This window comes from Myxococcus sp. MISCRS1 (genome assembly GCF_026626605.1).
Classification (GTDB): Bacteria; Myxococcota; Myxococcia; order Myxococcales; family Myxococcaceae; genus Myxococcus; species Myxococcus fulvus.
Genome location: NZ_JAPNKB010000001.1, coordinates 10,489,518 through 10,512,629 on the forward strand (window position 1 = coordinate 10,489,518; position 23,112 = coordinate 10,512,629).

A 23,112-nucleotide genomic window follows, 5' to 3' on the forward strand; every position below is an offset into this window, starting at 1 on the left:
GATGAAGCCCCTGGTCGCCATTGTCGGACGCCCCAACGTGGGCAAGAGCACGCTGTTCAACCGTCTCATCGGCAGGCGCCTCGCGCTGGTCGAGGACCAGCCGGGCGTGACGAGAGACCGTCACTACGCGGACGCGGTGTGGGGAGGCCGCTCGTTCACCTTCATCGACACGGGCGGCTTCGTCCCGGGCGAGAAGGACTCCCTGCTGCAGCAGGTGCGCGAGCAGGCGCAGCTGGCCGTGGAGGAGTGTGACGTCATCGTCTTCGTCGTGGACGGGCGCGACGGCGTCACGCCCGCGGACGAGGCGGTGGCCGGCTACCTGCGCAAGAGCGGCAAGCCCGTCATCGTCGCGGCCAACAAGCTGGACAACACCACGGGCACGATGCAGTCCCTGGCCGCGGACTTCTACAAGCTGGGCCTGGGCGAGGTGCACGCGCTGTCCGCCGAGCACGCCCTGGGCATCAACGGCCTGTTCGACGAGGTGGTGGAGAAGCTGCCGCCCAAGGAGGAGGGCGAGGACGACACCGCGCCCCCGGACGACGGCATCATCCGCGTGGCCATCATCGGCCGGCCCAACGTGGGCAAGAGCACCCTGGTCAACGCCATCCTGAAGGAGAAGCGGGTGGTGGCCAGCGACGTGCCGGGCACGACGAGAGATCCCATCGACTCGCCGCTCGAGTACAAGGGCAAGAAGCTGCTCCTCACGGACACTGCGGGCATCCGGCGCAAGAAGACGATTGCCCACCAGGTGGAGAAGTACTCGGTCATCGCGGCGCTGAAGGTGATGGAGCGCAGCGACGTGGCGGTGCTGTTGATGGACGCCACGGAGCCCGCGGTGGACCAGGACGCGAAGCTGGCGGGCCTGGCCGAGGAGCGGGGCCGCGCGCTGGTCATCGTGGTGAACAAGTGGGACCTGGTGGACCAGGACCAGCGTCGCCAGGAGGCCTACCGCGAGTCGCTCAAGCACGCGCTGAAGTTCGTGGGCTACGCGCCCATCCTCTTCACGTCCGCGCTGACGGGCTCGAAGGTGGAGAAGGTGGTGGACGTGGCGGTGGAACTGGCCGAGCAGTTCCGGTTCCGGGCGCCCACGCCCCAGCTCAATCGCCTGTTGGAGCACATGGTGGACAACCACCCGGCGCCCATCGCCCGGGGCAAGCCCCTGCGGCTGTACTACATCACCCAGGTGGCGGCGGCGCCCCCGACGTTCGCGCTCACGTGCAACTACCCGGAGGGCGTTCCGGACATGTACAAGCGCTACATCACCAATCAGCTCCGCAAGACGTTCGACCTGCGCGTGCCCATCCGGCTCTTCTTCAAGGAGCGCCCCGGCAAGGCCAAGCGAGAGGCGCGAAAGAAGCCCCACCTCCAGGGCAAACACTGAAGCGTCCGTGCGTTGACACTCGCGGCGCGCGCTCCGTACAGTGCGCCGCCCTCCCGCTCTCCGACAGGGTAGAGCATCGAAGCGCAGAGAGAGGTTGACCGACGTGGCTGGAACCAAGACCGAGAAGATTCGCCAGCAGGAGCTTCGTCAGCCGGACACCTTCCAGAAGGTGGGCAACGACGCGCGTGACTGGCTGGCCCAGCGGCAGAAGCTCATCGGCATCGTCGTCGCCGTCATCATCCTCGGCGGCGTGGGCGCGGCCATCGCCAGCGAGCTGTCCAAGCGCGGCGAGGAGAAGGCGTCCCAGGCCCTGGGCCAGGCGCTCTCCGTGCTGGACCGTCCCATCGACGGCGTGCAGCCCGCGCAGCCCGGCGACACCGAGACGCCCTTCAAGAGCGTCAAGGAGCGCGACGAGGCGCTGGTGAAGGCCCTGTCGGACTTCCGCAAGGAGCACGGCGGCACCCGCTCGGCCACCACGGCCGCGCTGTCGCTGGGCGAGGCGCAGTTCCGCCTGGGCAACTTCGCGGACGCGCAGGCCTCCTTCGGCGAGTTCCTCAAGGGCGCCGCCCAGAATGATCCGCTCCGCGCGGGCGCGTTCGAGGGGCAGGGCTACGCCTTCGAGGCGGAGAAGAAGTTCGACGAGGCCCTGAAGGCCTTCGAGCAGATGGGCGCCGCGGGCGGTGGGGAGTTCCTGGCGGGCATGGGCGACTACCACAAGGGCCGCATGCTCATCGCGCAGGACAAGAAGGACGAGGCGGCCAGCGTCCTGTCGAAGGTGTCGACGGACCACCCGAACACCACCGCGGCGCGGCTGTCGAGCGAGCGGCTGGCGGTGCTGGCCTCGCAGGGCGTGAAGATTCCGGTGCCGGCGCAGCCCGCCGCCACTGGTACGGACGCGGGGTAGCACGGACGATGAGGAAGCAGCGCGTGAGCTGGAAGCATTGGCTGGGGAGCGCTGTGGCGCTCGGTCTCCTGGGCGGGTGCAGCAGCCTGCCGCGCTACGGCAATCCGGAGCTGCCTCGGACGGAGCAGGCCCCGCCGCTGGATTACTTCTCCGTGGCCTGGTGGGCGCCGTTGGTGACGCCCACCCTCATGGAGTACGCCCCGCGCGAGGTCGCGACGCCGGCGTATGACGGGCTGAGCAGGACGGTCATCGCGCTGACGCGGGACGGGTTCATCCGCGGCATCGGGCCGGACGGCCAGGTGAAGTGGTCCAAGAAGACCAGCACGCGCTTCGCGGCGGGCGCCCGGGTGAGCGACGGCGTCGCCTTCATCCCCGGGGGCGACGGCACGCTGTACGCGCTGGACGCGGCCACGGGCGAGGAGAAGTGGAAGTACGCGGCCGGCGAGTCGCTGGCGACGGTGCCCGTCGTGGCCGAGGGCCTGGTGCTGGTGGCCTCGGAGAGCGACACCCTGTTCGCGGTGAAGGCCGCGGATGGCGTGTGGGCCTGGCAGTACCGCAGGGATCCTCCGTCGGGCTTCTCGGTGCGCGGCGCGTCCACGCCGCTGGTGCGCGAGGGCAATGTCTACGTGGGCTTCTCCGACGGCTACGTCGTCTCGCTGACCATGCGGGACGGCAGCGCCAACTGGGAGAAGTCCCTGTCCGGCAGCGGCAACGAGTTCCTGGATGTGGACTCGACACCGGTGATGGACGAGCACGGTCAGCTCTACGTGGCCTCGTACAAGAGCGGCATCTACGCGCTCGAGGCGGAGTCCGGGGACCTGGTCTGGACCAGCTCCGTGGGCGGCATGACGGCGCTGCTGTCGAAGGGGAAGATGCTCTTCGCGGTGGGCGATGGCCGTGTGGACGCCTACCTGGCGGAGGACGGGCGGCTCCTGTGGACGCACCCCCTGGGTGAAAGGGCCGCGCAGGCTCCAGTGTTCGCCAAGGGAATGCTCATCGTCCCCATCCAGCGCTCGCTGCTGTTCCTGGACCCGAAGACGGGCCAGGCGCGCGTGTCGTGGAACCCCGGGGACGGCGTCTCGGCGACGCCCTTCGTGGCGGGCTCGAAGCTGTTCGTGCTCTCCAACAACGGCTGGCTCTACGCGTTGGACTTCAACGGATTGAAGGGGTGACGGCGGTGACGACCCGGACGGTCCGCGTGGTGGCGGCGCTGATTCCCGGTCCCGTCGACACCCAGCGCTTCCTGGTGCAGCAGCGGCTCCCCGGTGGGAGCCGCGCGCTCCTGTGGGAGTTCCCCGGCGGCAAGGTGGAGGCCGGGGAGACGGACGAGGTGGCCCTCGCCCGCGAGTGTCGCGAGGAGCTGGACGTGGAGCTCTCCGTGGGCCGGCGGCTGTGGGAGGGCAAGCACACGTACCCGGACCTGACGGTGGAGCTGGTGCTCTACGCGGCGCGGGTGGTGTCGGGCGAGCCGAAGCCGCTGGGGGCGCATGCGCTGGCGTTTCACACGCCGGTGGAGATGCAGGCCCTGCCGTTCTGCGAGGCGGACATCCCGCTGCTGGACGAGCTGGTGGCGGGAAGGCTGGGCGCGCTCGATTGATGCTTCAGCGGACGTTCCAGCACATCCCCGGCGTGGGGCCCTGGCGTGAGAAGGACTTGTGGGCGCGGGGCATCAAGAGCTGGGATGACTTTCCGGCGGCCGGACAGGGTGTGGCCATCACCCGGAAGACGGACGGCATCGCGCGCGAGCGGATTGCCCAGGCCCGTGAGGCGCTGGAGCGCCGGGACCTGCGGCGGCTCGCGGAGCTGGTTCCTCCTCGGGAGCACTGGCGGCTGTATCCCGAGTTCCAGCACGACGCCGTCTACTTCGACATCGAGACGGATGGCCGGGAGGCACAGGCGCCCACGGTGGTGAGCCTGTTCGACTCGACCGGGCTGCACGTGTTCATCCAGGGGCGGAACATGGATGCGCTGCCGGAGGCGATGGCGGCCCGCCGGCTTTGGGTGACGTTCAACGGCTCCACCTTCGACGTGCCGGTGTTGAAGAACTACTTCGGGCCGGCGCGCTTTCCGGTGCCGGAGGCGCACATCGATCTGCGCTTCGTGACGCGGCGGTTGGGGATGGGCGGCGGGCTGAAGGACATCGAGGGCCAGATTGGCGCCGAGCGTCCGCCGCACATGAAGGGTGTGAACGGCTACGACGCGGTGCTGCTGTGGCGTGCGTACACGCGGCGCGGCGACGTGGAGGCCCTGCGGTTCCTGGTCGAGTACAACCTGTATGACTCGTTCCAGCTCCGCACGCTGATGGACGTGGCGTACAACCGCGGCGCGGATGACTTGAACCAGGACGTGCCCCGGCTGCCCGTGTTCGAGCGCGGGGATGTCCTGTACGACGTGAGCCGCATCATCCTGGAGCTGGGACCCACGGAGCGGGATCTGCAGACGCTTGCCCGGGTCCGCGCCGAGGAGCAGTTTCCCTGAGCCGGGGCGGGCAGGGTGGTTTCGTGTCGTCACCCTTCTGGAGTCTCTTCCGGTGAACAACCGGGCGTCGGCGCGTGGCCGGGGCCGTGGAATGCGCCGGGGAGTCGTTTGTAGGGTGTGACTCACCCTGGAGGGATGCGCACATGAGCGAACCGACGGACCCGATGCAGAGCTCGGAGACGCCCAAGCCCGGCTCGGCTGGGAAGAAGGCCGCGCTGATCGGAGGTCCCCTGGTGGCCGTGGGAGTGGGCGTGGCCGTGGCGATGGGCGCGTTCCGCAAGGAGCCGGTGCCCGTGCCCGTGGTGGCGGAGGCGCCGAAGCCCGTGGATGCTGGAGTCGCTCCCGCGGCGCCCACGGCGTCGCTTCCGGAGAGTGACGGCCGGGTCCGTGAGCTGGCGAGTCGGATGTCGGAGGAAGCCGAGCTCCAGCGCTGGCTCCAGGAGAAGGACCTGGTGCGCCGGGTGACGGCGGCCGTGAACAACGTCGCCGACGGCACGAGTCCTCGGATGGTGCTGGGGTTCCTGGCGCCGGCCGGTGGGTTCCAGGTCGTCGAGGGCAAGGACAAGAAGGTGACCATCGACCCGCGCAGCCATGCCCGGTACGACCTGGTCGCGCGTGTGTTCGGGACGTTCGATGCGCAGGTGGCTCGGAGCCTGTTCAAGGACCTGAAGCCGCTCATCGACCAGGCCCATGGCGAGATTGCTCCGCCGGGACAGTCGTTCGACTCGACGCTCAACCGGGCCATCGAGCATCTGCTCTCGGTTCCGGTTCCGGAGGGCGCGCTGGAGGTCCAGCCTCAGGCCGGGCTCTATGTCTACGCGTCGCCCGAGCTGGAGGGCTTGAGCAAGGCGCAGAAGCACCTGCTGCGCATGGGCCCGCAGAACATCCGGGTCATCCAGGCGAAGCTGAAGGAGCTTCAGACTGCCTTGGAGCTGCCGCCCGTGGCGGAGCGTTAGCGGGCCCGGGAGGGCGCTACATCCTGGAACCGGGATGTTCCGGGCCTGGGCTGCGGGCGTGAATGTTCTGGGGCCTGCCTGGGCTCCGGAAGAATGTTCTTGGGGCCGGTTCGAACATTCCTGAGGGGCCGCGGAACATTCTCCGCGTCCCAGGAATGTTCCGAGGGCCGGCTTACCGGCGCTTTTTCTTCTTCGAGGGCGCTGGAGCCGGCGCCGGCTTCTCCTTTTCGCCGGCGATCTGGAACGTGGTCCGGAGCTCATCGACCTCGCGGCCCAGGGTGTCCGTGAAGGCCGTTCCGGTCTGGGCGTCGACGACCAGCGTGTACGAGAAGCCGGTCTTCAGCGGCTGGGGCAGGACGATGCGGTAGACGAGCTTGTCGTCGGATTCCTCGGCGACGTCGTCGGAGACCATGGCGCGCTCGGCCTCGTCGAACAGGCGGACCCGGTAGTTGCGCAGGCCGTGCGAGGCCGTGAGCTCGAGGCTGGACGTGGGCTGGATGAGGGGCTTGTCGCCGGGTTCGAGGGAGATCTCCGCGAGGTCGCTCGTGCCGGCATCGGCAAGGGGCTGGTAGCGCAGCGCGAACGTGGTCGGAGGCGGGGTCTTGGGGGCCTCGGGCACGGCGGCGACGCTCGCATCGGGGGCTCCGGGGGCCGTCTTGTCCGGGCAGCCAGTCAGGGCGAGCAGGCCGCAGCAGAACGCGGAGGCCAGCGCGGTTCGTCGAAGCAAACGCATGGCGGGCACGGTACGCGTCCAGCGTGGCCGCGAGAAGCGAGGAGTCGCGACCAGCGCCCAGCCGGGCAGGCGCTCGGTCCGAAACGAGGTTCGGTGAACGGTGCGCGGACAGGTCCGGCGTGATCCGGAACGAGGGACGACGAACAGTGTGCGGAAGGTCTGGGACGGCATGTCGGCTCAAGTGTCGGAGGTACGGGCAGAGGCTCCGGTGGGGCCCCAATTCAGGGGCTTCGGGAGGGACGCCAGGAGGCCCGGGGATGGCCCAGGAGAGCCCGCCGTCCACCCTGGTCTCCCTCTGTCGGAACGTCCGATAACGGTTGCCTTATGGCAACCGACGCGGTAGCTTTTCCGGCATTACTTGCTTCGCGCACGTCACACCGTCGCGCTCGGGCATAAAGCCCGGACGCACATCGCGCCCGTGACATGGCGACGCCTACAGCTTCCGGTTCCGGGGCCTCATCTGTCGTCCCACGCTGCGACGCGGAACCATCAGAACGCCGTTGGAGCTGCGAACTCCAAACGTGCCTAGGGCCCGGGCGGGGAGTGTCACCTCCTCACCGGGCCCGCCCTTTTTGGGGCGGGGTTTTGCAAAGGTACGTCGCCGCAATGGCGAAATTCAAGGGGAGCGTGGGGAGCCGGGCTTATCCGGCGCGGCGGTGTCGGATTGACTCGTGCGGCGGTTGGGCGTGGAGGCACTGCACAGTGTGTCAGCGTCCAGTGTGCCGGGCGCACCGTCTCGGGGCTGGACACCTGTGGCGCTGCTTGTCGTGCCCGGCGGAGCTGCTCGCGGAGATGGTACGTGCGGCTCACGACGCGGACCGTGAGGAGCGGCGCGCGGCGGGCCTCCAGCTCCTATCGACTCTGACGTGCCGGCGCTGCGATGTGCCGTACGTCCGAGACCCTCCAGGGATCGCGTGGCAGAGGCCCGCGTGCGACTGCCTTCCGTAGGCACTCAGCGGTCAATGCTCGTCCCCGGACGCTGCCCCCTGGGCAGTGGCGTGTAACAACGGCGTGCGTGCTCGTAGCTCCCCGGCGGGCACGGTGGCGATGATGCCGCGAGGAGCCAGCATGCGCCGTGGCGCTCCATGTGTGTCGGTGGGCACGGCGGGGGAGACCACTCTGGGTCGGGCCTGCTCGGGATGGAGATGGCCGCGCGCAGCTCGGCGGGAGCGGCGTGGTGGACGTCTACGAGCCCGGACCCACCGTCCACATCCACGTCCACGAGCCCAGCCAGGTCGCCGGGTGCCGCACGTGACGTGGGCCTAACGGCGCCGACCACCATCACCAGTGCGAGGAGCGCCAGCAGGGCCAGGATGGCGCCCGGCCGTCGTGTTCGAGGCGGCGATGGAGCTGCTGGACGTCGACGCGGGGAAGGGGAGTGGGGGCAGGTCATTCGCTAGGAGTCGTACCACGCGTGTCCCCATCCAACCCACTAGGGCAGGCGCAATCGCGAGGACTTATGTCCACAGGAATGGTTGGGTAAGCATGGATTTCATGCTTGGCCGACTGGTCGCGATTGCCATTGCTGCGTCACTGTCGTCTGCGTGTGGGTCCGCGACGGTTGGCGCAGTAGGGCCGCCAGCATCAGCCAAATGGGTCGGCCCGCCTATGCCCAGCCCCGCCGGCGGCACGGTGCGAACAACCATCTACTACGGGCCGTGGCTCTGCAGCGCTGCGTGGATGGCGCGGTGTGAGAGCCGCTGCGCGGCCCAGGGGCACCGCCTCATGGGCTGCATCTGGCTCGCGGACATCAAGGGCGACTGGAGCGGGCGATTCCTGGGCTTCGCCCCTGCCGAGGCGGGGGGACGACTCGCCATCACTCAGTGCTGCTGCGACTACCCGACCACCGATGCCGCCAGCCTGCGTCGGGTCTGGGCGCGCGCCCGCGAGGGATTCCGAGACCAATGGGGCCGCGAGTTCGGCCCCTGGCCGACACAGGGCAACGGCGACAGCTGGGCCGGTCACCACATCCGGGACCTCCTGCATGGAGGTGACCCGGTTGCGCCAAGCAACATCCTCCCGGTCCCGACCGATGTTCATGGCACGTACAACACGGCCTATCCCCAGTGTTACGCGGGGGATGCGCACTGGCGGTCCATCGGGCCGGATAGACCCTATGCCGACTAAGCACCTCCAGGCGCTGCTCGACGAGGTCGTCGCGCGCCACTACCCCCACGCGCCCGCGACGCCGGCGCAAATCGCTGCGTTCGAGGCTCGCGTCGGCTGGAGCTTGGACGACGAGCTGCGCGCGCTCTATCTGCGCTGCGACGGAGCAGCGCTCTTCAAACCCCGCCCCCGTCAGACGTACCGCGTGCTCTCGCTTAGAGAAATCCAGCGTGCAGGGGCTGCGATGCGCCCCGGCCAGGATGAGGCCGCACAGGGCTCATCGACCTGGTGGACGCTCGTGAGCCTGGGAGATGACGACTACAATCTTATCGATGTGGCGCGCCCCACGCCGTTCGCCATCCTGGACGCCTTCCACGAGTCATACCCGCGACAGGTGGTCGAGATTGCGCCGTCATTTGCTGTTTGGCTGGAGCGCACCTTGCGGAGTGACAATCAGCTCTGGTGGTTGCCCGCACATGACTAGCGTGTAGTTCGCGCTCTGGCTTCACCTTCGGTTTGACTGCGCCCAGGTGCCGAGGGTGGTAATGAGAGAGTGCGCAAAGTTGGTATACTTGGCGGATGCACGTTCAGTTCGATACCAACGAAATCGGCAGCATCTTGGAGGATGATGCTCGGTCCGACGAACTAGCAGATGCGGCTGTGCGCTCTGGCTGGTCCCTGTCGCTATCAGGGAGCGTGCTTCCTGAAGTGCTTGCAATGAACCATGAGCGCTCCCAGCTAGCTAGGGCGCGTAACCTCCTGCGTCTGCGCAAAACGATGCGGAGTCAGTTCTTCATTGCCGCGGGATTCAGCGACCTTGTCGACCATGAGCTTTCGCATCGCATCACTTCGCCAGTTGAGCTGGATCCGCGCTATGGCACCACGCTCTACGGCCATCTCCACATGGCAGTGGAGGCCAACAACCGTACGGTCGGAAGGCTTGAAGAGTTCTCGAAGTTCATGGCCAAGTGGAAGGCCGGCAACTACCCAATGTCGAAGGAGAATCAAGCAGCTGGAGCTGCTCACTGGGCGAAAGTTGGGTACTCGGTTCCTCAAGTCGGCGCGCTCTTGGAATCATACAGCACTAGCCAGATTCCCGATTGGCTCGTTGAGCGGGTCGTCCGTGGAGTGCATGGGCGAAGTCGCTACCAGCTACAATCAATCTTCGTCCGCCCCCGGCGCTTCAAAGCGCTGCTTGGCTGGTGCTCGTTGGCGAACCTCATCATGTTCGGGGATTTCATCCCGCCAACTCGAAGAGGAGAGCACAGGTTGGCAACACTCCTAAAGTCAGGGAAGAATGACTGGTACGATGCCGCAGTTGCTGCGTCGTGCGCCTATGCAGATGTCTTCGTTACTGCTGACGATAATTTGGCGGGACGGTGCAAGTTCCTGCGACAGCGTGGATGCCTGCATTTTCAGACAATGACGTACGCCGAGTTGCTGGGACTTGCGGCGCCGGTGAAATCGAGCGCCGCAAGTTAGGTGGACTCGCTAGTCCGCCGTTCTCACCTCTTCGACAGTCGAGCGCGCGGACGGCGCCGGCAACGTCACTGGCACCCAGGCGCTACCCTTGCGCTGGAGGCCGACGGAGCGCCCGTTGGCCGCCTCGGGGCGCGGGAGCACCTCCCCGTCCGCTCCACGCGGGTAGGCCGGCAGCCCGGCCGACTCGCACACCTGCGCGGCCGAGTCGGCGCCGCGCTGCACGACGGAGGACGGCAGGTAGACCGCGAGCACGCCAGCCAGCACGCACACGCCACGGACGACCCACTTGATGCTCGGCATCATGTGACACCTCTGACGGGGCAGGGAGACACCACCGGCCGCGCCCCGGGAGCGGACGGTGGAGAGAGGGCGCACGCCTCCCGACGCGGCGGTAGCCGGCGGGAGGGACGCAGTCATGGGGAGTGAGTGCTACCGCTCGCCGTACAGCTCCCAGGGCACGCTGATTGCCGTCGGCGTGCCGCCGATGCGCACCACCGGCTGCACACGGAGGACGCGCGCGTTGAAGGACCGCGACGGGCCAAACGTCTGCGAGAGGCACGGCCCCACGACGACTTCGGCCACCGCGCCGGTGGCGGTGCTGTTGCCCCCGTACTCGTTGATTGTCTGGCCGCTCGCCATCACCGAGGCGAGCGCGGGAGTGATGGTGGGCGTGGTGCCTCCCGTCAGCACGACGGGCCCGAGGCGCAGCCAAAGCGTCCGGTAAGCCCCGGTGTCCAACGCCGGGTTGAGCAACTCGAGCGTCCCCGGCGTGGCGGGTGCGTGCGTGCCGCTGGCGAGCAGCACGGGCCCATTCGGCGGGGGCGCCACCAGCAACCGGCCGTCGCCATCCACGCGCAACGGAGCCGGCGCGGAGTCCGGCCGCGCGGCCAAGCGCGGCACGGACGTCAACGTGCAGGTGAGCTGCCGGACTCCGGTGGACAAGCTGCCCCCGTCGTGGGCCTCGCGCATGCCCGTGAGCGACACGAGGACGGGGCCGCCGCCTGGGTTGGTGTCCTGGTAGGTGCGCACGCGCCCGAGCACGGCGCTGCCGGAGTCCTCGTCCCATGCGGCATTGGACTCGTACACGGTGACGAGCCACCGCATCCCCACCGGGCCAAACAGCTCGAGGCGCGCAAACGCCTCGCCGGGCCAGCGGCCGTGTGGCCCCGTCATGGTGCTGTCCAACGGAGTGTCCGCGTCGCGGTAGTAGCGCACCCGCACGGGATAGGTCGGCACGGGATAGCCGTCGGCGGGCTCCACACGCCAGCCGACGCCCGCGCCGCCGGCGGAGGCTGGTGTGTCGTTGCCCTGCGTGATGACGATGCGCGAGGAGATGGGCATGGTGGACTAGCTCCGGGACAACCAGTGGGACAGCGCGGCCTGGGCCTTCGCCAGATACGAGCGCCTGTGCTCGAGCCCGTTGGTGCCGCCGTTGATGCGACGGGTGATGAGGTCGAGGTCGCCGGCGTCGGCCGGCACGTTGAGGTCGGTGCTGCTGCCCCGGCGCCAGAACCACCCTGCCGTGGCAAACGCGTACTCGGGCGTAGCCACCAGCTCCGGCCGCGTGTCGAGCGGCTCGCCGAGGGCCTTGGCAGCCTGCGTGTAGTTGTACCGGCCCGTGAGCTGGATGGCGCCACGCCCCTTGTACCGCTCCGCGTCGCCGGCCTGGCTGTTGCCGAGCGCGTCGCGCCCCTCGTACGCGGACACGTCGCCCGCCTCGACGAGTCTCGTAAACTGGTCGCTCTCGAATAGGACTTGGGCAAGGAACTGAGTCACACGCGCATAGGACGTGATGTCCCAGCGCTCGAGCGCCTCGTTGAGGTGAGGGAGGTACGCGACGCGCTGGGGCTCCTTGAGGCGTGGCGTCAGCGCGCGCAGCTCGTCGAGCGTGAGGACGCCCGTCCTGGCCGCGGGCTGCTTGCGGATGATGGCGGCGGCACCCACGGTCGCCGCGATGGAGACTCCCAGGGCCGCGAGAATGGCACTCATGTCTTCTTTCCTTTCGCCTTCGTGCGCTCGTTGGCCTCGGCCTGCTTGACCTGGTCCGCCAGCCGGCGGCCGAGGCGCCCGGCCGCGTCGTTGAGGGGGCGCGCGCCAGTCCGCAGCGCGAGCCCTGCGCCGCGCATCGCGAGCCCCAGGGGCGTCGCCTTGTTGGCCTGCCAGAGGAGGGAGGCCGCGCCGGCGGCACCCACGAGCGCCACCACTCCGACGCCCACCAACACCAGCTTGGTCTGCCAACTCCACGGCCCCAGCACCGCGTCGGGCACCGCAGCCACTCCGTCCACGACGGCGCGGCCCGCCGCCGCGAGCTGCTCCTCGGTGGCCTCGGCGGTCTCGCGGTACACCGTCCAGGTTGCCGCCGCGTGCATCTCCTGGAGGGCGGTGGCGAGTGTGGACGCGATGGCGTTGCCCTCGTCCACCCAGAGCTGGGGCGCGTATGGCGTGCCGTCGTCGCGGGTGCCGCGCTGGAGCCAGTGGTACTTGGCGCCCGTCCACCGGGGCACCAGGTCCTCCACCTGGCGGATAGCGCCGGCAATCTGCGCCTGGGTCTCGTTGCCCATGGCGTCGCGGACCGCGTCCAACAGTCCGAGCCCGGGGATGGGGATGTCCGGCACCCAGCCCAACCAGTCCTTGGCCGTCTCGACGGGCCGCGCCTTGGCGATGGCGCGCTCGAGCAGCGAGCGCACGCGCGCCATCAGCTCGGTGGCCGTCCTCTCCTGCTCGAGCGTGAGCGCCATGGTCAGCCCCAAATGGCGCCGGCGATGCCCGCCGCCGCGCCGAGGGCCCCGGCGATGTCACCCCAGATGCCCCCGCCACCGCCCCCGCCACCACCCGACGGCGCCGGGGGCGCGGGCTGGGCCGGGGGGCGCGCGGCAGCCGCAGCAGCAGCAGCAGCAGCGGCGGCCTGCGCCTGGGCCTGCGCGAGCGCCTGCGCGTTGGCCTGCGCGGCGGCCTGGGCCTGGGCCTGGGCCTGCGCGGCAATCTGGGCCTGGAGCTGCGCGGCCTGGGCCTGCGCGGCACGGAGAGCCTCCGCGTTGCGCGACTCCTCGGCCGCGCGCGCGGCACGCTGCACCTCGGCGAGCTGCGCCTCGAGCTTGGCGGTGGGGTCCTCCTTGCGCAACATGAGCGCCGCGCCGGCACCCGCGAGTCCCAGCGCCGCCACGCCTCCAATCACCCACGCGAGGGTGTTGGGCTTGCTGTCGTTGCCATAGTCCTTCATCGGTCCATCTCCTGTTGGGGGTGCCACGGGTTGATGGGAGGCGACTCATCCGCCCATGCCTTGGGGGCGTGGGCAGGCGCGTCCGCGTGCGCCGGTCCACCCCAGATGTCACCGCGAGGGGCGGCCTCGAGCTCGGGGGCAATGCCCGCCCACAGACCAGGTGCCTCGGCCGGCTTGGCCGCAGCTTGAGCGCTGGGCTTCGCCTGCGCGGGTGCCGCCGGCGCAGGGGGCGGCAGCGTCACGCTCGGCGACGGGGCCGTCTCGGCGGGCGTGGGCGCGGCCACCGCAGGGGATGCGGCCGGTCCCGCCGGCGGACTCGGCACCACCGCAGGCGACTTGCGCCGCCCCGCGAGCGCCAGGCCAAGCCCCAACCCGAGGAACGCAGTGGTGAGTCCAGTGATGATGGGTCCAGTCATCATTCGAGGTCCTCAAAAAGCCGGCCCTTACGCGGCGGCGGCACGTCGGGTGGAGGGGTGGGCTTCGGGGTTGCGGCCGGCTTCGGCGCTGGCGCGGGGGGAGGAGGTGGCGGCGCGGGGGGTGGAGCCGGCGGCGGTGGTGGCTTCGGCGCGGGCGGCGCCGGCGGGTAGACGGGCTCCTCCTCGAGCCCGAAGTCCTGCTCAGCCATCCCGTTGCGCTTGTCCGCCTTAACGGTGTTGAGGTAGCCGCCGGGCCCGTTGCCCGTGGCCTCCTCAACGCGCGCGCGCCGCGCCCGCTCCTCGCGCGCGGCCTCCATGCGCGCGATGACCTCGGGGGTGAGCGGGGGCACGACGGTGCCCGCGTAGTCCGCATGGCCCTGGCGCGCCGCCCAGCGGACAACGCGGCTGTCACTGCGCCGGAGCTGAACCCATCCGCCGGGGGACCCGGTGTTGTACTCGCGGGTGTTCGGGTAACCCGTGATGCCCGCAGACCCCAAGAGGTAGCCGTCCCACAGGTGGTCATCCATCTTGCTCGCCGACGCGTCGGGGGCGAGCTTGGCCATCCACGCCCTGTAGGACGCGGCCTCGGTCTCGTCGATGTGCTGCGCGACCTTGAGACGGTTGGCGGCGCCTGCCGCAGGAGCCGCGGCAAAGAGCGCGTTGGCCTGCTCGTCGAGGCCGGCGTTCCACGCCGCGACGCCCGCGTTGTACCGACTGATGTAGCCCTCGTAGTAGGCGTGCTCGAGGGCGGTTTGCTGCACAGCGCGCAGGTAACGCTGGGCCACGCGCGCCTGCTCTGCCTCGCTAATCCAGCCCCCGAGAACCCTGGAGAAAAACGCGATGAACGGTGCCAGCGGGGCGGCTGGAGTCGCCGCCAGCACAGCCGCAAGGGCCGCGCCGCCGTTGGCCACCACGCCAGCGGTTGCGGACGGCGGGGGCTTCGGGGGAGGCGGCGCGGGAGGGGGCGGCGGCGGGGGAGGGGGGGCGGGCTCCGGGGGCGGAGCTGCTGGAGCAGGTGGCTCCGGGGGCGGCGCGGGAGGGGGTGGAGGGACCGGCGGGGGCTCGGGCAGCGTGGGCGTCACCTTGCCGGCGGCGTCCGGGAGCTGCACGGGCACCTGGTCCGCCTGCGCCGCTGGCGCAGCAGACGCGGCACCACGAGTGCCCGCCGAGCGGATGACACGACGGGCGACCACGGGCGACAGTGCCGCGAGCAAGGCAAACGGCAGGATGACGACCACGGGGCACCCGTCAGGCGAGAGGTGAGAGGGGGAGGGCGGCGCCACGTGCAGGCGCGCCGCCCAGGGCGTCAGAACGCGTTGGCCAGGCCAGCCGACAGGCTCGCCGCCGCGTCGCGGAGGATGGCTGTCACGTCCTGGCGCACCTTTGAGACGACGTCGTACCCGGACGGGTCCGTCACCGACCCCGGCACCCAGCGGCACTCATCCAACACGATGGAGCGCACCAGCCGGCGGTTCCCCGTCGGATGCTGCTGCGTCTGCAACATGGCGTCGCGGACCTTGAGGGCCGCCTGTCGCTGGCGCTGCTCGGGCACGTAGACCTGGGGCGTGCCGCCGGCCACGCAGTAGAGGCCCGAAAAGTCGGCGAAGCCGTCGTCCCTGTCCGTCAGCACCGTCATGCCGGTGTACGGCAGCAACCGGTCCTCGAGCTGCATCCCCTCGTAGAGGGCCGTGCACACCGCGACGATGGCGCGCCCGCGCTCGAGGCGGGCCGCGTACGCCTGCACCATCTGCATCGTCTGGTCATGCGTGAGCAGGGGCACGTAGAGCGCCCGGCCGTTCCACTCCGTCACCTTGTCCTTCATGCGCGCCCACACCGCGCCCGAGTAGTGCCGAGTGAGCACGTTGGGCGCCGCGACGTAGATGGGCGTGCGGTACGAGGTGATGGTGCGCTCCTCGGTGGACACGCCGGGGTACTTGCGGAGGTAGTCCGCGTACACCCGCGACGGCGTCGCCGGGTCATCGGCCACGAGCACGCCGCCCGCGCGCACGGTGATGATTCCCACCTGGTTGCCGGCCAGCGCTCCCTCGTGGGACAGGTCCATGACCAACCCCTCGGGGGTGGTGATGGTGTCGCTCTCCGCGTTGATGACACGTCGGATGTGCGGCGGCACACCCAGCCGGCGCGCCTCCGCCTTCTTCGTCCCGGGGCTGAACGTCACCCGGACCGACGAGAGCGTCAGAGCTGCCGCCACGGTGCGGAAGGGGTCCGCCTCGCCGCGGCTGAACGACAGCTCGGCGTCGAGGAGCTGCTCCGGCGACAGGCCCGTGTAGAGGGCGGACTCGCGCACCTTGGCGCAGTGGCCCGTCGGCAGGTACGCGCGGAACTTGAGGACGTTGCTGCCGGTGACGAACGACTTGGCGAGGCCCTCGGTGGCGTCCTCGAGGCCCTCCACATCCAGCTCGAGCAGGCGGAGCGCGTCGAGCCGCAGCCTGTCCAGCGTGACGCCGGTGATGGGCTCGAGCGTGCCCCCGCCATCACCCAGGTGCAGCTTGAGCGAGGCGCTGAACAGCGCGAGGACGGAGATGCGCTGCGTGAGCGTCAACGCGGGGGTGGTGCCGCTCGCCGTGACGGACAGCTCCACGTCCATCACGATGGCATCCGTGACGGTCCCGGCCGGCGCGCGCATCTCGCCACGGGCGAAACCGCCGTCGCGCTCCAACGTGAGGCGCCCCTTGGGGAAGGGCACGGTGGTGGTGAGAGTCGACTCCTGAGGCATGGCAGTCTCGATGCGCGCTCGTGAGACATGAGCGCGCCGGTAGGGATTGGGTTGTGGGGTGGAGAGAGTGAGAGGGCGTCGGGCCTACTTGGCACCGCCGAGCGCGTTGGCCATCGCGGGCGGCACCGGCACCTTGCCCGTCAGGTGGCCCACGGCGCCGTGCCGACGGCGCCGACCACGACCCCGGCGACGAAGATGCCGATGGACTTGCCCCAGGACTCGCCCGACGACTCCTCTTTGCTATCGACCATGTGTTTTGCCTCGCGGGATGGTCGCGAACCGCGACCGGGAAAAGCCGATGTGGAAGACGCGCTCGGGCGCGTCGCGCAGCGCGGCTGCGAATGGGTCGCCGAAGTCGTTGGCGAGCATCCGCCGGTCGCTGTCCTTGCCCATCTCCGCCGCGATGCACGTGCTGACCTGCTTGCGGACAATCTCAGGGACCCCGCCCGGGTATTGGGAGAGGAAGAACGGCGTCACGCCGTCCTTGCCGAGTTCGCCAGCAGCGCGATACAGCTCGGGCGCGAGCTGGCCGCCGTACTTTTGTAGCTCGTCGAACCCCAGCACGCAGTTGCCGCGTCCGTAGATGAACCGCAGCACGGGACGGATGTGCTCGGCGAGCGCCTCGCCCGCGTCCTGCACCGTGGGCACGATTGCGATGCTCGCACTGCGCGAGAGGACAAGGCGCGGGTCTCGCGCGGCGCGCTCCAGAAACTGCGGGACCGTCAGACGCTGCCGCAGCGGCCCGAGCTGCAACGTGCCCCCGCGGCTGTTGCCCTGCTGCGAGTATTCGTCCCCGATGTCGAGCACAAAGCACGCGCGGCCCTCCGACTGGAGCGCGCCCAACCACTGCTTGAACAAGTACGACTTGCCCGAGCCCGTCATGCCCAGGAGCATCAGCACCTCATAGGGGCGCGGGCTCCACGGCCGGGTGAATCGCTGCACGCCGACGGGCAGCGAGCGGCCGCACGTCTTACACGCGGTCATCTCGCCCCCCGCCGAAAGAGGTTGCCCACGCCGCCGGCGGCGCCCTGTGCACCGCGCATCAGCCAGCCACCGACGGCCTTGGCCGCGCCTGTCACGAGGGCGATGTTGGGGAGCGCAACTGCGCCGGCCATCGCGAGGCCGAGCGGGACCAACTCCCACGCCACCGACGGATGCGCGTTGGTGCCGGCGCTGGCCGCGCTAGAGGCCGCAGCCTGCACGCGTCGAGCGATGGCCACGCCAGACAGCTCGGACATGCGCGTGACAGGGTCCGCGCGCACGTCACGCTGGAACGGCGTCCCTGCGAACAGGGTGCGCTCCACCGGCTTGGTCAAATCGAGGAGCCCGCCGCGCGTCAACTCGGCGATGGCCCCGAGCACAAACAGCGGGCCGCGCGCGCACGCCTCCACGAGGTCCGGTGGCTCACCCATATACGTCTCGCGCTGCTCGCGCTTGGGCTCCTCGGCGGGCGCGGCCTCTGGCTCCGGCGGCGGCGGCGCGAACACGGAGGGGTCGACGGGGTTGACGACGTCGCCGGCGGGCGACGCGCCTGGGGGCGTGGCCTGGGTCTGCGCGGCGGCCTGGCGCTCGCGCTCGGCGCGCTCAATCTCATCGGCGATGCGGTCCTCGACCTGCTCGGCCGCCGCGTCAAGGGGGATGCCTCGCTCCCGCGCCCAGTCGTTGGCGTCGATGATGGCGCTGGACTCCCCGTCCGCATCCGCGAGCATCTGCCGGTACGCGGCCGCAGGCGTCGTCCGCTCGCGCGCCTCAAGCAGCTCGGCGAGCCCATCCAGTGGGACCTGGTGCTGGCGCGCCCAGGCGTTGGCCTCGCAGACGGCTTCCACGTCCGTGCCGGCCGCGCGCAACATGTCCTTGTAAGTTCTGGCCTGCCGCTGGGGGTTGCTCGCGGGACGGCCGCCGCGCCGGGCGGGCTGCTTGCGCCGCGTGGAGTGCGCGCGGCGCGGGGCGCCGGCGGCCGCCGCTGGTTGCGCGGTGGCGGGCGCCTGCTCGCCGAGCACGCTGGCGCTGTCGTCCACCTGGTCGTGCTGGGGCTGGGTGCGGTCCACTGACGCCTCGCGGTGAGAGGGTGACGGGGTGCGGCTCGGGACGCCCCGGCCACCAGGGCGCGCACACCCGTCCGCAGAGGGGTGTGGTTGGGGACTCGTCGCCGAGCCGCCCCCGTCGATGCGTGCAGGTGTCCCGCAAATGGCCCCGCCAAAACAGGTGGGTTGCTCGCCAGGACTCGCCACCGCGCCACGTGGCGCAAATCCTGCCGCCATGGGGTGCACTCAACCCGGTGTGATCGCCACGCACCCCGAGGTCTCGCCATTTTCGCCACCGCGAGCACCACGTCGGTCATCAGCGCTACGCTGGCGGCGTCTCACGCAGAGGTCACACCCAATGCCATGCACCACGTATGAGATGCCCACGGCCGGCCCCCCGGAGCGCTGGGTGAGTATCAAGGTCGCCGCGTCAGACTCGCGCAACAGCGAGAGGACAATCACCCGCTGGGCGGACAAGGGCCTCATCCTCGCCGACAGGCCCGCGAGCGGCACGGGCGCGTGGCTCATCGCGCTCAACCGGCACAACTTGCCGGTCAGCACCCGGCCGTTTCGCGACGGCACGGTAGAGGTGGCAGAGGCCGGCGAAACCGCGCCGTAGCACCCCAGCTCGGCGCCACCAGGTCCTGGAGCTCGAGCTCGGCCACCGTGCCTACCGCGCGTTGCGCGGCACCGCAGGCGCGGCCCGGCCGCCGGCCGGCACCCCACGCAGCGCAACGCACTCGCACCCCGGCACGGGGCAGGCCACGTCCTCCCCGCGCCCCTGCGCGGCCTCCCACTCCTCGAGCATCCGCCGCAGGCGCGGCCCCAGGTAGAGGCGCATGTCGGCGTCGAGCTGCGCGCGCACCATGGACAAGTCCCGCGCCGCAGACCATTCGCCGGGGTAGGCATCCTCGGCAGTGAGCGCCGGGGACCACGCCCATACCAGGGTGGGGCTCTGCACCTCCGCGAAATCCCCGAGCCACCGCCCATGCACCAGCGCACGCACGTAGTGGCGACGCGGCGGCCCCGGGACGAGGATGTGCTGCGTCCAGCACCGCGACGTCTCGGTGTCGAGGTAGGCGCTGTGCCGCAGCGGTGGGCCATAGCCGCGTCGAGGCTCGGCAGGGCCCGGCGAAAAGGTGCCCTTCCCGGATAGCCCTGCGTGCGTGGCTTCTGCCGCGCCTGGGGCGCTCCGCGCTGTGTTGGGGGCATTGCCTGGAGCGGGGAGGGCAGAGGCACGGCCTGCGCCTCTCGCGCCAGCCTGGGGCCTACTGCTGCGTATCCAATCGCTCGCGGCCAACGGCCGCACCGCCAATCCGGGGTCCGCAGAGCCTGCCGGCGCACTGCGCGGCACTCTTGATATTAGTTTCTCCGGGGGCGTTTCCTCATCTGGTGTCGGGTGGGCCTGCCCCTTCGGCGAAAGTCTCGCCGCGATGGCCCGCCGCACTGCGCGCAGGCAGTCGAGGACGTCCGCTAGCAGGCCCGTCAGGACGCGCGCGCGGCGCCCCGCGAGGCGGCGCTTGTGCCTGCCGAGGTCATCCCAGGTAGTGCCGCGCCGGTCGCACCACGCCGCGCCCTGGGGCGTCAGGTACAGCACGCCGTGGACGTTGACCCTGCGCCGCGAAACCCCGTCCCGCGTCACCACCGCGTCCAGCCGCTTGGCCAGCGCACGCCCACGCGTTACGAGCGCCACGCTGCGCACCGGCGCGTAGCGCAGGAGGTAGCCGCGTCGGCACCCCTCGTGGAGCGCGTCGCAGACGGTGGACTTGTCTCTGCCGAGGATGTCGGCCAGCCAGCGCAACGGCACCTGGACGCCCAGGCCGCACAGCCGCCGCCTGTCGCCGCGCTCGTAGCGCATCGCCGGGGCGAGGCCCTGCAAGTAGCGCATGAGCGCGAGTAGCGCACCGAGCGTCGGCGATACCCCGTCCGCCTGCTGCCACTGGCGCAGCTCGGCCGCGTGGCGCCGGGCCAATCCACGGAGGCGGGGCAGGGCGCGCGCGAAATCGGCCTCCACCGCGTACGTCGCGCGATTGCACAGCTCCTCGGGCTGGAGGCCCGTGATGCCGCCGCCCGCCTCACGCTGCACAACGGCGCGGGGCGGGGGCTGGGTGGCCTTGGGGGGCAGGGGACGGAGCAGCACTACGCGTGCCCCCCACCCTCGGCGGCGCTGGTGCTGGTGGCTGCTGGCGCCCCGAGCTGCGCGCGCAGTGCCGCAATCTCCGCGCGCAGCCGGGCGATGACCTCGGACGGGAGCCCGCCGTAGGTCTCCGCAGGAAGGGCGTTGCAGTACGCGGCCCAGTCCAGCACTACCTCGCGGCCAAACTCCGCTGCGCGCATCCTCGGCCAGCGCCGCACGCGGGGTGCCGCGCCGCGGACTTGCTCCAGCTCAGCGCCGGTGAGGGAGACGGACCAAGGGCACCGCTGGCCAGGTGGTCGCGAGTACATCATCGGCGGCTCTCCTGCATGACGGCGCGCATAGAGGCGGAGAGGTCGTTCGACGCGCTCTCAACCTCGCCGGCGCACCACTTCCGGTGGGCCTGGGCGGTGTAGAACGCCTGGAGCGCCTCCTCGACTGCTCGCGCACCGGGGCCCATCTCGGCCACCACGCGTACCCACTCGGCGTGAGCCATCAGCTCAAGCCGCTGCGCGTGCCACAGCCCTCCCGTCGCGCCCGCGTGGCGCGTCGCGGCCCTCAGTGCATCCACTTGGGGGCCCGTCATGCGGCCCCCACGATGTGCAGGTGTGTCGGCGCCAGCGGGCCCGTCGAGCGCGGCAAGTAATGCACCTCCGCGCCGTCTGGCACCTCGACCACGTCGTCGGGGTCCGCCTCGGGGATGTCGTCCTCGAGCGCGGGCGCGGGCATGTCGAACAGCCCGAGCTGCTCGGGGGGCGGCCGTCGTGCCACGTGGGGACGACGGACCCGGTCCATGCGCTCATTGACCACGCGCAGGCGCACGGCCCGCAGCATCTGCTCGGCGCGCGAGAGCATCCACCGACACCACGCGGCGCGGTGGGCGCAGGCAGCCGACTCGCCGACGGTGAGCCAGCCGTCATCGGCGCGGCCCAGCTCGGCCTCGAGCAGCTCCAGCTCCTCGCACAACACCGCCACCCGGTGGCGCGCCTGGGTGATGGGGTCCTTGGCGGGCCTAGCCATGGGCCGCCCCCACGGAGACGTCGACGGACTCTACCAGCCGCGTTTCCCCCAGTCGCAGCTCGCACTCCAGGACGCGTTGGCGCAGCCCGTACATGTCGCGCCGCGCGCAGTCCATCTCCACGCCGTCGGCGCCGTCCTTGAGGTCGTGCAGCTCCTCGGAGGCCGCGCGGAGTGCATGCAACGCCGCATGCACCTGCGCCGCAGCGCGCGCCAGTTTCGCTCGCGCCGCAGCTCGCGTGTCAGCGCTCATGGCAGCACCACGAAGTGGAACGTGGCGCCGTACGAGCGCACCTCGGACTCCGCGACGACCTTGGGGTTCATGGCGGAGACGAGGTCCGCGCGCACCAGCGTGAGGTCCCCCGTGCGGATGGCTTTGACCAGCTCCTCGTCAAACGCTTCGCGGCTGGGGAAGTCGTCGCGCAGAGCCGCGTAGACGAACGAAATGAACACCTTTTTCCCGCCCATGTAACGCCCCTCGGTAGGCACGGCACGGGCTGCCGTGAGGACGCGCTCGGCGAAAGACTGCACGCGATGGGCTGCACGCGGCGGCTGCGCTCGGCGGATGCGCCGATGGACCATGCTCAACAAGTCGTAGAGGTCAGACGCCCACAGGGAGTCCTCCTGCGCGCCGACGGCACGGCCAGCCCACCAACAGGAGCCAGGGCTCAGCATGCTGCCGCGCCACAACACCAACCCCTGGGCCTCGAGGTCGGCACGGACGGCCTCAACGTTGGTGACCGCCGCGAGCAGCTCGGGACCGGTGGGCGCGGCCACCATGCCCAGGACGCGGTGAGACGCGAGGTATCGCGATGCGGCGCGGTCGTAGTCCCATTTGACGTTGTCGAGGGACCACTCGTCGCCGTGAGGGAGCGCGGACAGCGCCTCCTGCACATCCTCGCGGTTGCGCAACAGCGCCTTGTTGCGAGCCATCACAGCACCCCCTGGCGCACGGACGCAGTCACCATGAGAGCCAGTCGCACCAGCCCCGAGCGGGCAAAGGCCGCTTTCGCCTCGGCACCGGCGAGCAGCTCCACAATCCCGGCCAGCTCAAGAGGCAACATGGCGCGCGCCTGGAGGTCATCAACCGACAGGCGCAACGACACCTCAACGGCGGCGAGAGCCCGCGCGGCGTACGCAAGGCGCGCCGGCAGGGTGCCGGGCACCGGCGGCCACGTCGCGGGCCCGTCGCCGGACGGCTCCTGGGCACCCGTGGGCGCAGTGCCGTGCTCGTCGGCGGCGTCCTCGCCACCTCGGGGCCCGGCGTCCGGTTGGGGCGCCGGGTCGCACGTGCAGGACGTCGGCTCGAGCTTGCACTCGAGGCACATGGGGGCGTCCTTCAGCGTCGCGCGCGACAGCAGCCGGTAGATGACGGGCCGTCCGCAGCGGCACCGCTTGGGGGGTACCTCGACAAGGCCCGCATCCATGTCCAGGTCCGCGTCGGACAGCTCCGGCACGGACCGCGCCGCCAGGGTGTCGACCTCGGGATTGGCTCGAGCGACGACAACCGCGCAGCACACAGGG

Annotated in this window: 27 protein-coding genes; 10 read left to right on the forward strand and 17 right to left on the reverse strand. The window is 70.4% G+C overall.

The features are described 5' to 3' along the window. The first annotated feature begins 1 nt into the window (after position 1). The 6 genes from der (at position 2) to OWM54_RS41835 (ending at position 5,719) form a co-directional block, all read left to right on the forward strand. On the forward strand, positions 2–1,381 hold the full coding sequence (der, locus tag OWM54_RS41810; protein ID WP_267700927.1) for a ribosome biogenesis GTPase Der: 1,380 nt from the start codon (positions 2–4) through the stop codon (positions 1,379–1,381). Positions 1,382–1,484: 103 nt separating this feature from the next. Further along, positions 1,485–2,285, forward strand: a complete 801-nt coding sequence (locus OWM54_RS41815; protein ID WP_223748993.1) for a tetratricopeptide repeat protein — start codon at positions 1,485–1,487, stop codon at positions 2,283–2,285. Positions 2,286–2,293: 8 nt separating this feature from the next. Next, positions 2,294–3,457: a PQQ-binding-like beta-propeller repeat protein gene (locus OWM54_RS41820; RefSeq protein ID WP_267700928.1), complete on the forward strand. Its 1,164-nt coding sequence runs from the start codon at positions 2,294–2,296 to the stop codon at positions 3,455–3,457. Next, positions 3,454–3,882, forward strand: a complete 429-nt coding sequence (locus OWM54_RS41825; protein ID WP_194869083.1) for a (deoxy)nucleoside triphosphate pyrophosphohydrolase — start codon at positions 3,454–3,456, stop codon at positions 3,880–3,882. The genes OWM54_RS41820 and OWM54_RS41825 overlap by 4 nt, the downstream gene beginning before the upstream one ends. Beyond that, positions 3,882–4,763 carry a ribonuclease H-like domain-containing protein gene (locus OWM54_RS41830; RefSeq protein WP_267700929.1) on the forward strand — a complete coding sequence of 294 codons (882 nt, stop codon included), beginning with the start codon at positions 3,882–3,884 and terminating at the stop codon, positions 4,761–4,763. Before OWM54_RS41825 ends, OWM54_RS41830 begins: the two co-directional genes overlap by 1 nt. A 143-nt stretch (positions 4,764–4,906) precedes the next feature. Beyond that, entirely contained in the window at positions 4,907–5,719 is an 813-nt protein-coding gene (locus OWM54_RS41835) for a DUF3014 domain-containing protein (RefSeq protein WP_223748989.1), read from the forward strand. A gap of 172 nt (positions 5,720–5,891) precedes the next feature. Here the strand turns inward: OWM54_RS41835 and OWM54_RS41840 are convergent, their stop codons facing one another. Then, a complete protein-coding gene (locus OWM54_RS41840) occupies positions 5,892–6,623 on the reverse strand; it encodes a hypothetical protein (RefSeq protein WP_267700930.1) in 732 nt (243 codons plus the stop codon). Positions 6,624–8,084: 1,461 nt separating this feature from the next. Here OWM54_RS41840 and OWM54_RS41845 point away from each other — a divergent pair. The 3 genes from OWM54_RS41845 (at position 8,085) to OWM54_RS41855 (ending at position 10,040) form a co-directional block, all read left to right on the forward strand. Then, positions 8,085–8,579: a hypothetical protein gene (locus OWM54_RS41845; RefSeq protein ID WP_267700931.1), complete on the forward strand. Its 495-nt coding sequence runs from the start codon at positions 8,085–8,087 to the stop codon at positions 8,577–8,579. Further along, positions 8,569–9,042, forward strand: a complete 474-nt coding sequence (locus tag OWM54_RS41850) for an SMI1/KNR4 family protein (RefSeq protein ID WP_267700932.1) — start codon at positions 8,569–8,571, stop codon at positions 9,040–9,042. Before OWM54_RS41845 ends, OWM54_RS41850 begins: the two co-directional genes overlap by 11 nt. Before the next feature lie 95 nt (positions 9,043–9,137). Then, complete coding sequence (locus OWM54_RS41855) at positions 9,138–10,040, forward strand: hypothetical protein (protein ID WP_267700933.1); 903 nt, start codon at positions 9,138–9,140, stop codon at positions 10,038–10,040. Between the two features lie 9 nt (positions 10,041–10,049). Here OWM54_RS41855 and OWM54_RS41860 read toward each other — a convergent pair whose 3' ends face one another. The 9 genes from OWM54_RS41860 to OWM54_RS41900 form a co-directional block, all read right to left on the reverse strand. Next, entirely contained in the window at positions 10,050–10,343 is a 294-nt protein-coding gene (locus tag OWM54_RS41860; protein WP_267700934.1) for a hypothetical protein, read from the reverse strand. Between the two features lie 126 nt (positions 10,344–10,469). Beyond that, the gene (locus tag OWM54_RS41865; RefSeq protein WP_267700935.1) at positions 10,470–11,381 is read right to left on the reverse strand and encodes a hypothetical protein; all 912 of its coding nucleotides are present in this window, start codon (positions 11,379–11,381) and stop codon (positions 10,470–10,472) included. A 6-nt stretch (positions 11,382–11,387) separates the two neighbouring features. After that, positions 11,388–12,029: a glycoside hydrolase family 19 protein gene (locus tag OWM54_RS41870; protein ID WP_267700936.1), complete on the reverse strand. Its 642-nt coding sequence runs from the start codon at positions 12,027–12,029 to the stop codon at positions 11,388–11,390. Next, on the reverse strand, positions 12,026–12,778 hold the full coding sequence (locus OWM54_RS41875) for a hypothetical protein (RefSeq protein WP_267700937.1): 753 nt from the start codon (positions 12,776–12,778) through the stop codon (positions 12,026–12,028). Before OWM54_RS41875 ends, OWM54_RS41870 begins: the two co-directional genes overlap by 4 nt. A 2-nt stretch (positions 12,779–12,780) precedes the next feature. Then, positions 12,781–13,260, reverse strand: a complete 480-nt coding sequence (locus tag OWM54_RS41880; protein WP_267700938.1) for a hypothetical protein — start codon at positions 13,258–13,260, stop codon at positions 12,781–12,783. A gap of 415 nt (positions 13,261–13,675) precedes the next feature. Beyond that, complete coding sequence (locus OWM54_RS41885) at positions 13,676–14,590, reverse strand: hypothetical protein (protein ID WP_267700939.1); 915 nt, start codon at positions 14,588–14,590, stop codon at positions 13,676–13,678. A 392-nt stretch (positions 14,591–14,982) separates the two neighbouring features. Then, positions 14,983–16,413, reverse strand: a complete 1,431-nt coding sequence (locus OWM54_RS41890) for a hypothetical protein (protein ID WP_267700940.1) — start codon at positions 16,411–16,413, stop codon at positions 14,983–14,985. A gap of 240 nt (positions 16,414–16,653) precedes the next feature. After that, positions 16,654–17,307, reverse strand: a complete 654-nt coding sequence (locus tag OWM54_RS41895; RefSeq protein ID WP_267700941.1) for a hypothetical protein — start codon at positions 17,305–17,307, stop codon at positions 16,654–16,656. 86 nt (positions 17,308–17,393) lie between these two features. After that, complete coding sequence (locus OWM54_RS41900) at positions 17,394–18,461, reverse strand: hypothetical protein (RefSeq protein WP_267700942.1); 1,068 nt, start codon at positions 18,459–18,461, stop codon at positions 17,394–17,396. A 385-nt stretch (positions 18,462–18,846) separates the two neighbouring features. Between OWM54_RS41900 and OWM54_RS41905 the strand changes: the two genes are divergently transcribed. Continuing rightward, positions 18,847–19,056 (forward strand): hypothetical protein, encoded by a 210-nt coding sequence (locus OWM54_RS41905; protein ID WP_267700943.1) that lies wholly within the window; start codon positions 18,847–18,849, stop codon positions 19,054–19,056. A gap of 51 nt (positions 19,057–19,107) precedes the next feature. On the opposite strand, the gene OWM54_RS41910 is transcribed toward OWM54_RS41905, so the two are convergent. The 7 genes from OWM54_RS41910 to OWM54_RS41940 all read right to left on the reverse strand — a co-directional run bounded on the left by OWM54_RS41910 (position 19,108) and on the right by OWM54_RS41940 (position 23,045). Next, a complete protein-coding gene (locus OWM54_RS41910) occupies positions 19,108–20,577 on the reverse strand; it encodes a hypothetical protein (protein WP_267700944.1) in 1,470 nt (489 codons plus the stop codon). Beyond that, complete coding sequence (locus OWM54_RS41915; RefSeq protein WP_267700945.1) at positions 20,577–20,774, reverse strand: hypothetical protein; 198 nt, start codon at positions 20,772–20,774, stop codon at positions 20,577–20,579. The genes OWM54_RS41910 and OWM54_RS41915 overlap by 1 nt, the downstream gene beginning before the upstream one ends. A gap of 107 nt (positions 20,775–20,881) precedes the next feature. Then, positions 20,882–21,157: a hypothetical protein gene (locus tag OWM54_RS41920; RefSeq protein ID WP_267700946.1), complete on the reverse strand. Its 276-nt coding sequence runs from the start codon at positions 21,155–21,157 to the stop codon at positions 20,882–20,884. After that, complete coding sequence (locus OWM54_RS41925) at positions 21,154–21,591, reverse strand: hypothetical protein (RefSeq protein ID WP_267700947.1); 438 nt, start codon at positions 21,589–21,591, stop codon at positions 21,154–21,156. Before OWM54_RS41925 ends, OWM54_RS41920 begins: the two co-directional genes overlap by 4 nt. Further along, positions 21,584–21,841, reverse strand: coding sequence for a hypothetical protein (locus OWM54_RS41930; RefSeq protein WP_267700948.1), 258 nt, complete (start codon positions 21,839–21,841; stop codon positions 21,584–21,586). Before OWM54_RS41930 ends, OWM54_RS41925 begins: the two co-directional genes overlap by 8 nt. After that, positions 21,838–22,521, reverse strand: a complete 684-nt coding sequence (locus tag OWM54_RS41935; RefSeq protein WP_267700949.1) for a hypothetical protein — start codon at positions 22,519–22,521, stop codon at positions 21,838–21,840. The genes OWM54_RS41930 and OWM54_RS41935 overlap by 4 nt, the downstream gene beginning before the upstream one ends. Beyond that, entirely contained in the window at positions 22,521–23,045 is a 525-nt protein-coding gene (locus OWM54_RS41940) for a hypothetical protein (protein WP_267700950.1), read from the reverse strand. Before OWM54_RS41940 ends, OWM54_RS41935 begins: the two co-directional genes overlap by 1 nt. Positions 23,046–23,112: the final 67 nt, after the last annotated feature.

What these genes read in the sequence shown, in the direction of transcription:
- der (WP_267700927.1), top strand. Translation starts at nt 2, where the DNA reads ATGAAGCCCCTGGTCGCCATTGTCGGACGCCCCAACGTGGGCAAGAGC.
- OWM54_RS41820 (WP_267700928.1), top strand. Translation starts at nt 2,294, where the DNA reads ATGAGGAAGCAGCGCGTGAGCTGGAAGCATTGGCTGGGGAGCGCTGTG.
- OWM54_RS41830 (WP_267700929.1), top strand. Translation starts at nt 3,882, where the DNA reads ATGCTTCAGCGGACGTTCCAGCACATCCCCGGCGTGGGGCCCTGGCGT.
- OWM54_RS41835 (WP_223748989.1), top strand. Translation starts at nt 4,907, where the DNA reads ATGAGCGAACCGACGGACCCGATGCAGAGCTCGGAGACGCCCAAGCCC.
- OWM54_RS41840 (WP_267700930.1), bottom strand. Translation starts at nt 6,623, where the DNA reads ATGCCGTCCCAGACCTTCCGCACACTGTTCGTCGTCCCTCGTTCCGGA.
- OWM54_RS41850 (WP_267700932.1), top strand. Translation starts at nt 8,569, where the DNA reads ATGCCGACTAAGCACCTCCAGGCGCTGCTCGACGAGGTCGTCGCGCGC.
- OWM54_RS41855 (WP_267700933.1), top strand. Translation starts at nt 9,138, where the DNA reads ATGCACGTTCAGTTCGATACCAACGAAATCGGCAGCATCTTGGAGGAT.
- OWM54_RS41860 (WP_267700934.1), bottom strand. Translation starts at nt 10,343, where the DNA reads ATGATGCCGAGCATCAAGTGGGTCGTCCGTGGCGTGTGCGTGCTGGCT.
- OWM54_RS41865 (WP_267700935.1), bottom strand. Translation starts at nt 11,381, where the DNA reads ATGCCCATCTCCTCGCGCATCGTCATCACGCAGGGCAACGACACACCA.
- OWM54_RS41870 (WP_267700936.1), bottom strand. Translation starts at nt 12,029, where the DNA reads ATGAGTGCCATTCTCGCGGCCCTGGGAGTCTCCATCGCGGCGACCGTG.
- OWM54_RS41875 (WP_267700937.1), bottom strand. Translation starts at nt 12,778, where the DNA reads ATGGCGCTCACGCTCGAGCAGGAGAGGACGGCCACCGAGCTGATGGCG.
- OWM54_RS41880 (WP_267700938.1), bottom strand. Translation starts at nt 13,260, where the DNA reads ATGAAGGACTATGGCAACGACAGCAAGCCCAACACCCTCGCGTGGGTG.
- OWM54_RS41890 (WP_267700940.1), bottom strand. Translation starts at nt 16,413, where the DNA reads ATGCCTCAGGAGTCGACTCTCACCACCACCGTGCCCTTCCCCAAGGGG.
- OWM54_RS41895 (WP_267700941.1), bottom strand. Translation starts at nt 17,307, where the DNA reads ATGCTCCTGGGCATGACGGGCTCGGGCAAGTCGTACTTGTTCAAGCAG.
- OWM54_RS41915 (WP_267700945.1), bottom strand. Translation starts at nt 20,774, where the DNA reads ATGCGCGCAGCGGAGTTTGGCCGCGAGGTAGTGCTGGACTGGGCCGCG.
- OWM54_RS41920 (WP_267700946.1), bottom strand. Translation starts at nt 21,157, where the DNA reads ATGACGGGCCCCCAAGTGGATGCACTGAGGGCCGCGACGCGCCACGCG.
- OWM54_RS41925 (WP_267700947.1), bottom strand. Translation starts at nt 21,591, where the DNA reads ATGGCTAGGCCCGCCAAGGACCCCATCACCCAGGCGCGCCACCGGGTG.
- OWM54_RS41930 (WP_267700948.1), bottom strand. Translation starts at nt 21,841, where the DNA reads ATGAGCGCTGACACGCGAGCTGCGGCGCGAGCGAAACTGGCGCGCGCT.
- OWM54_RS41935 (WP_267700949.1), bottom strand. Translation starts at nt 22,521, where the DNA reads ATGGCTCGCAACAAGGCGCTGTTGCGCAACCGCGAGGATGTGCAGGAG.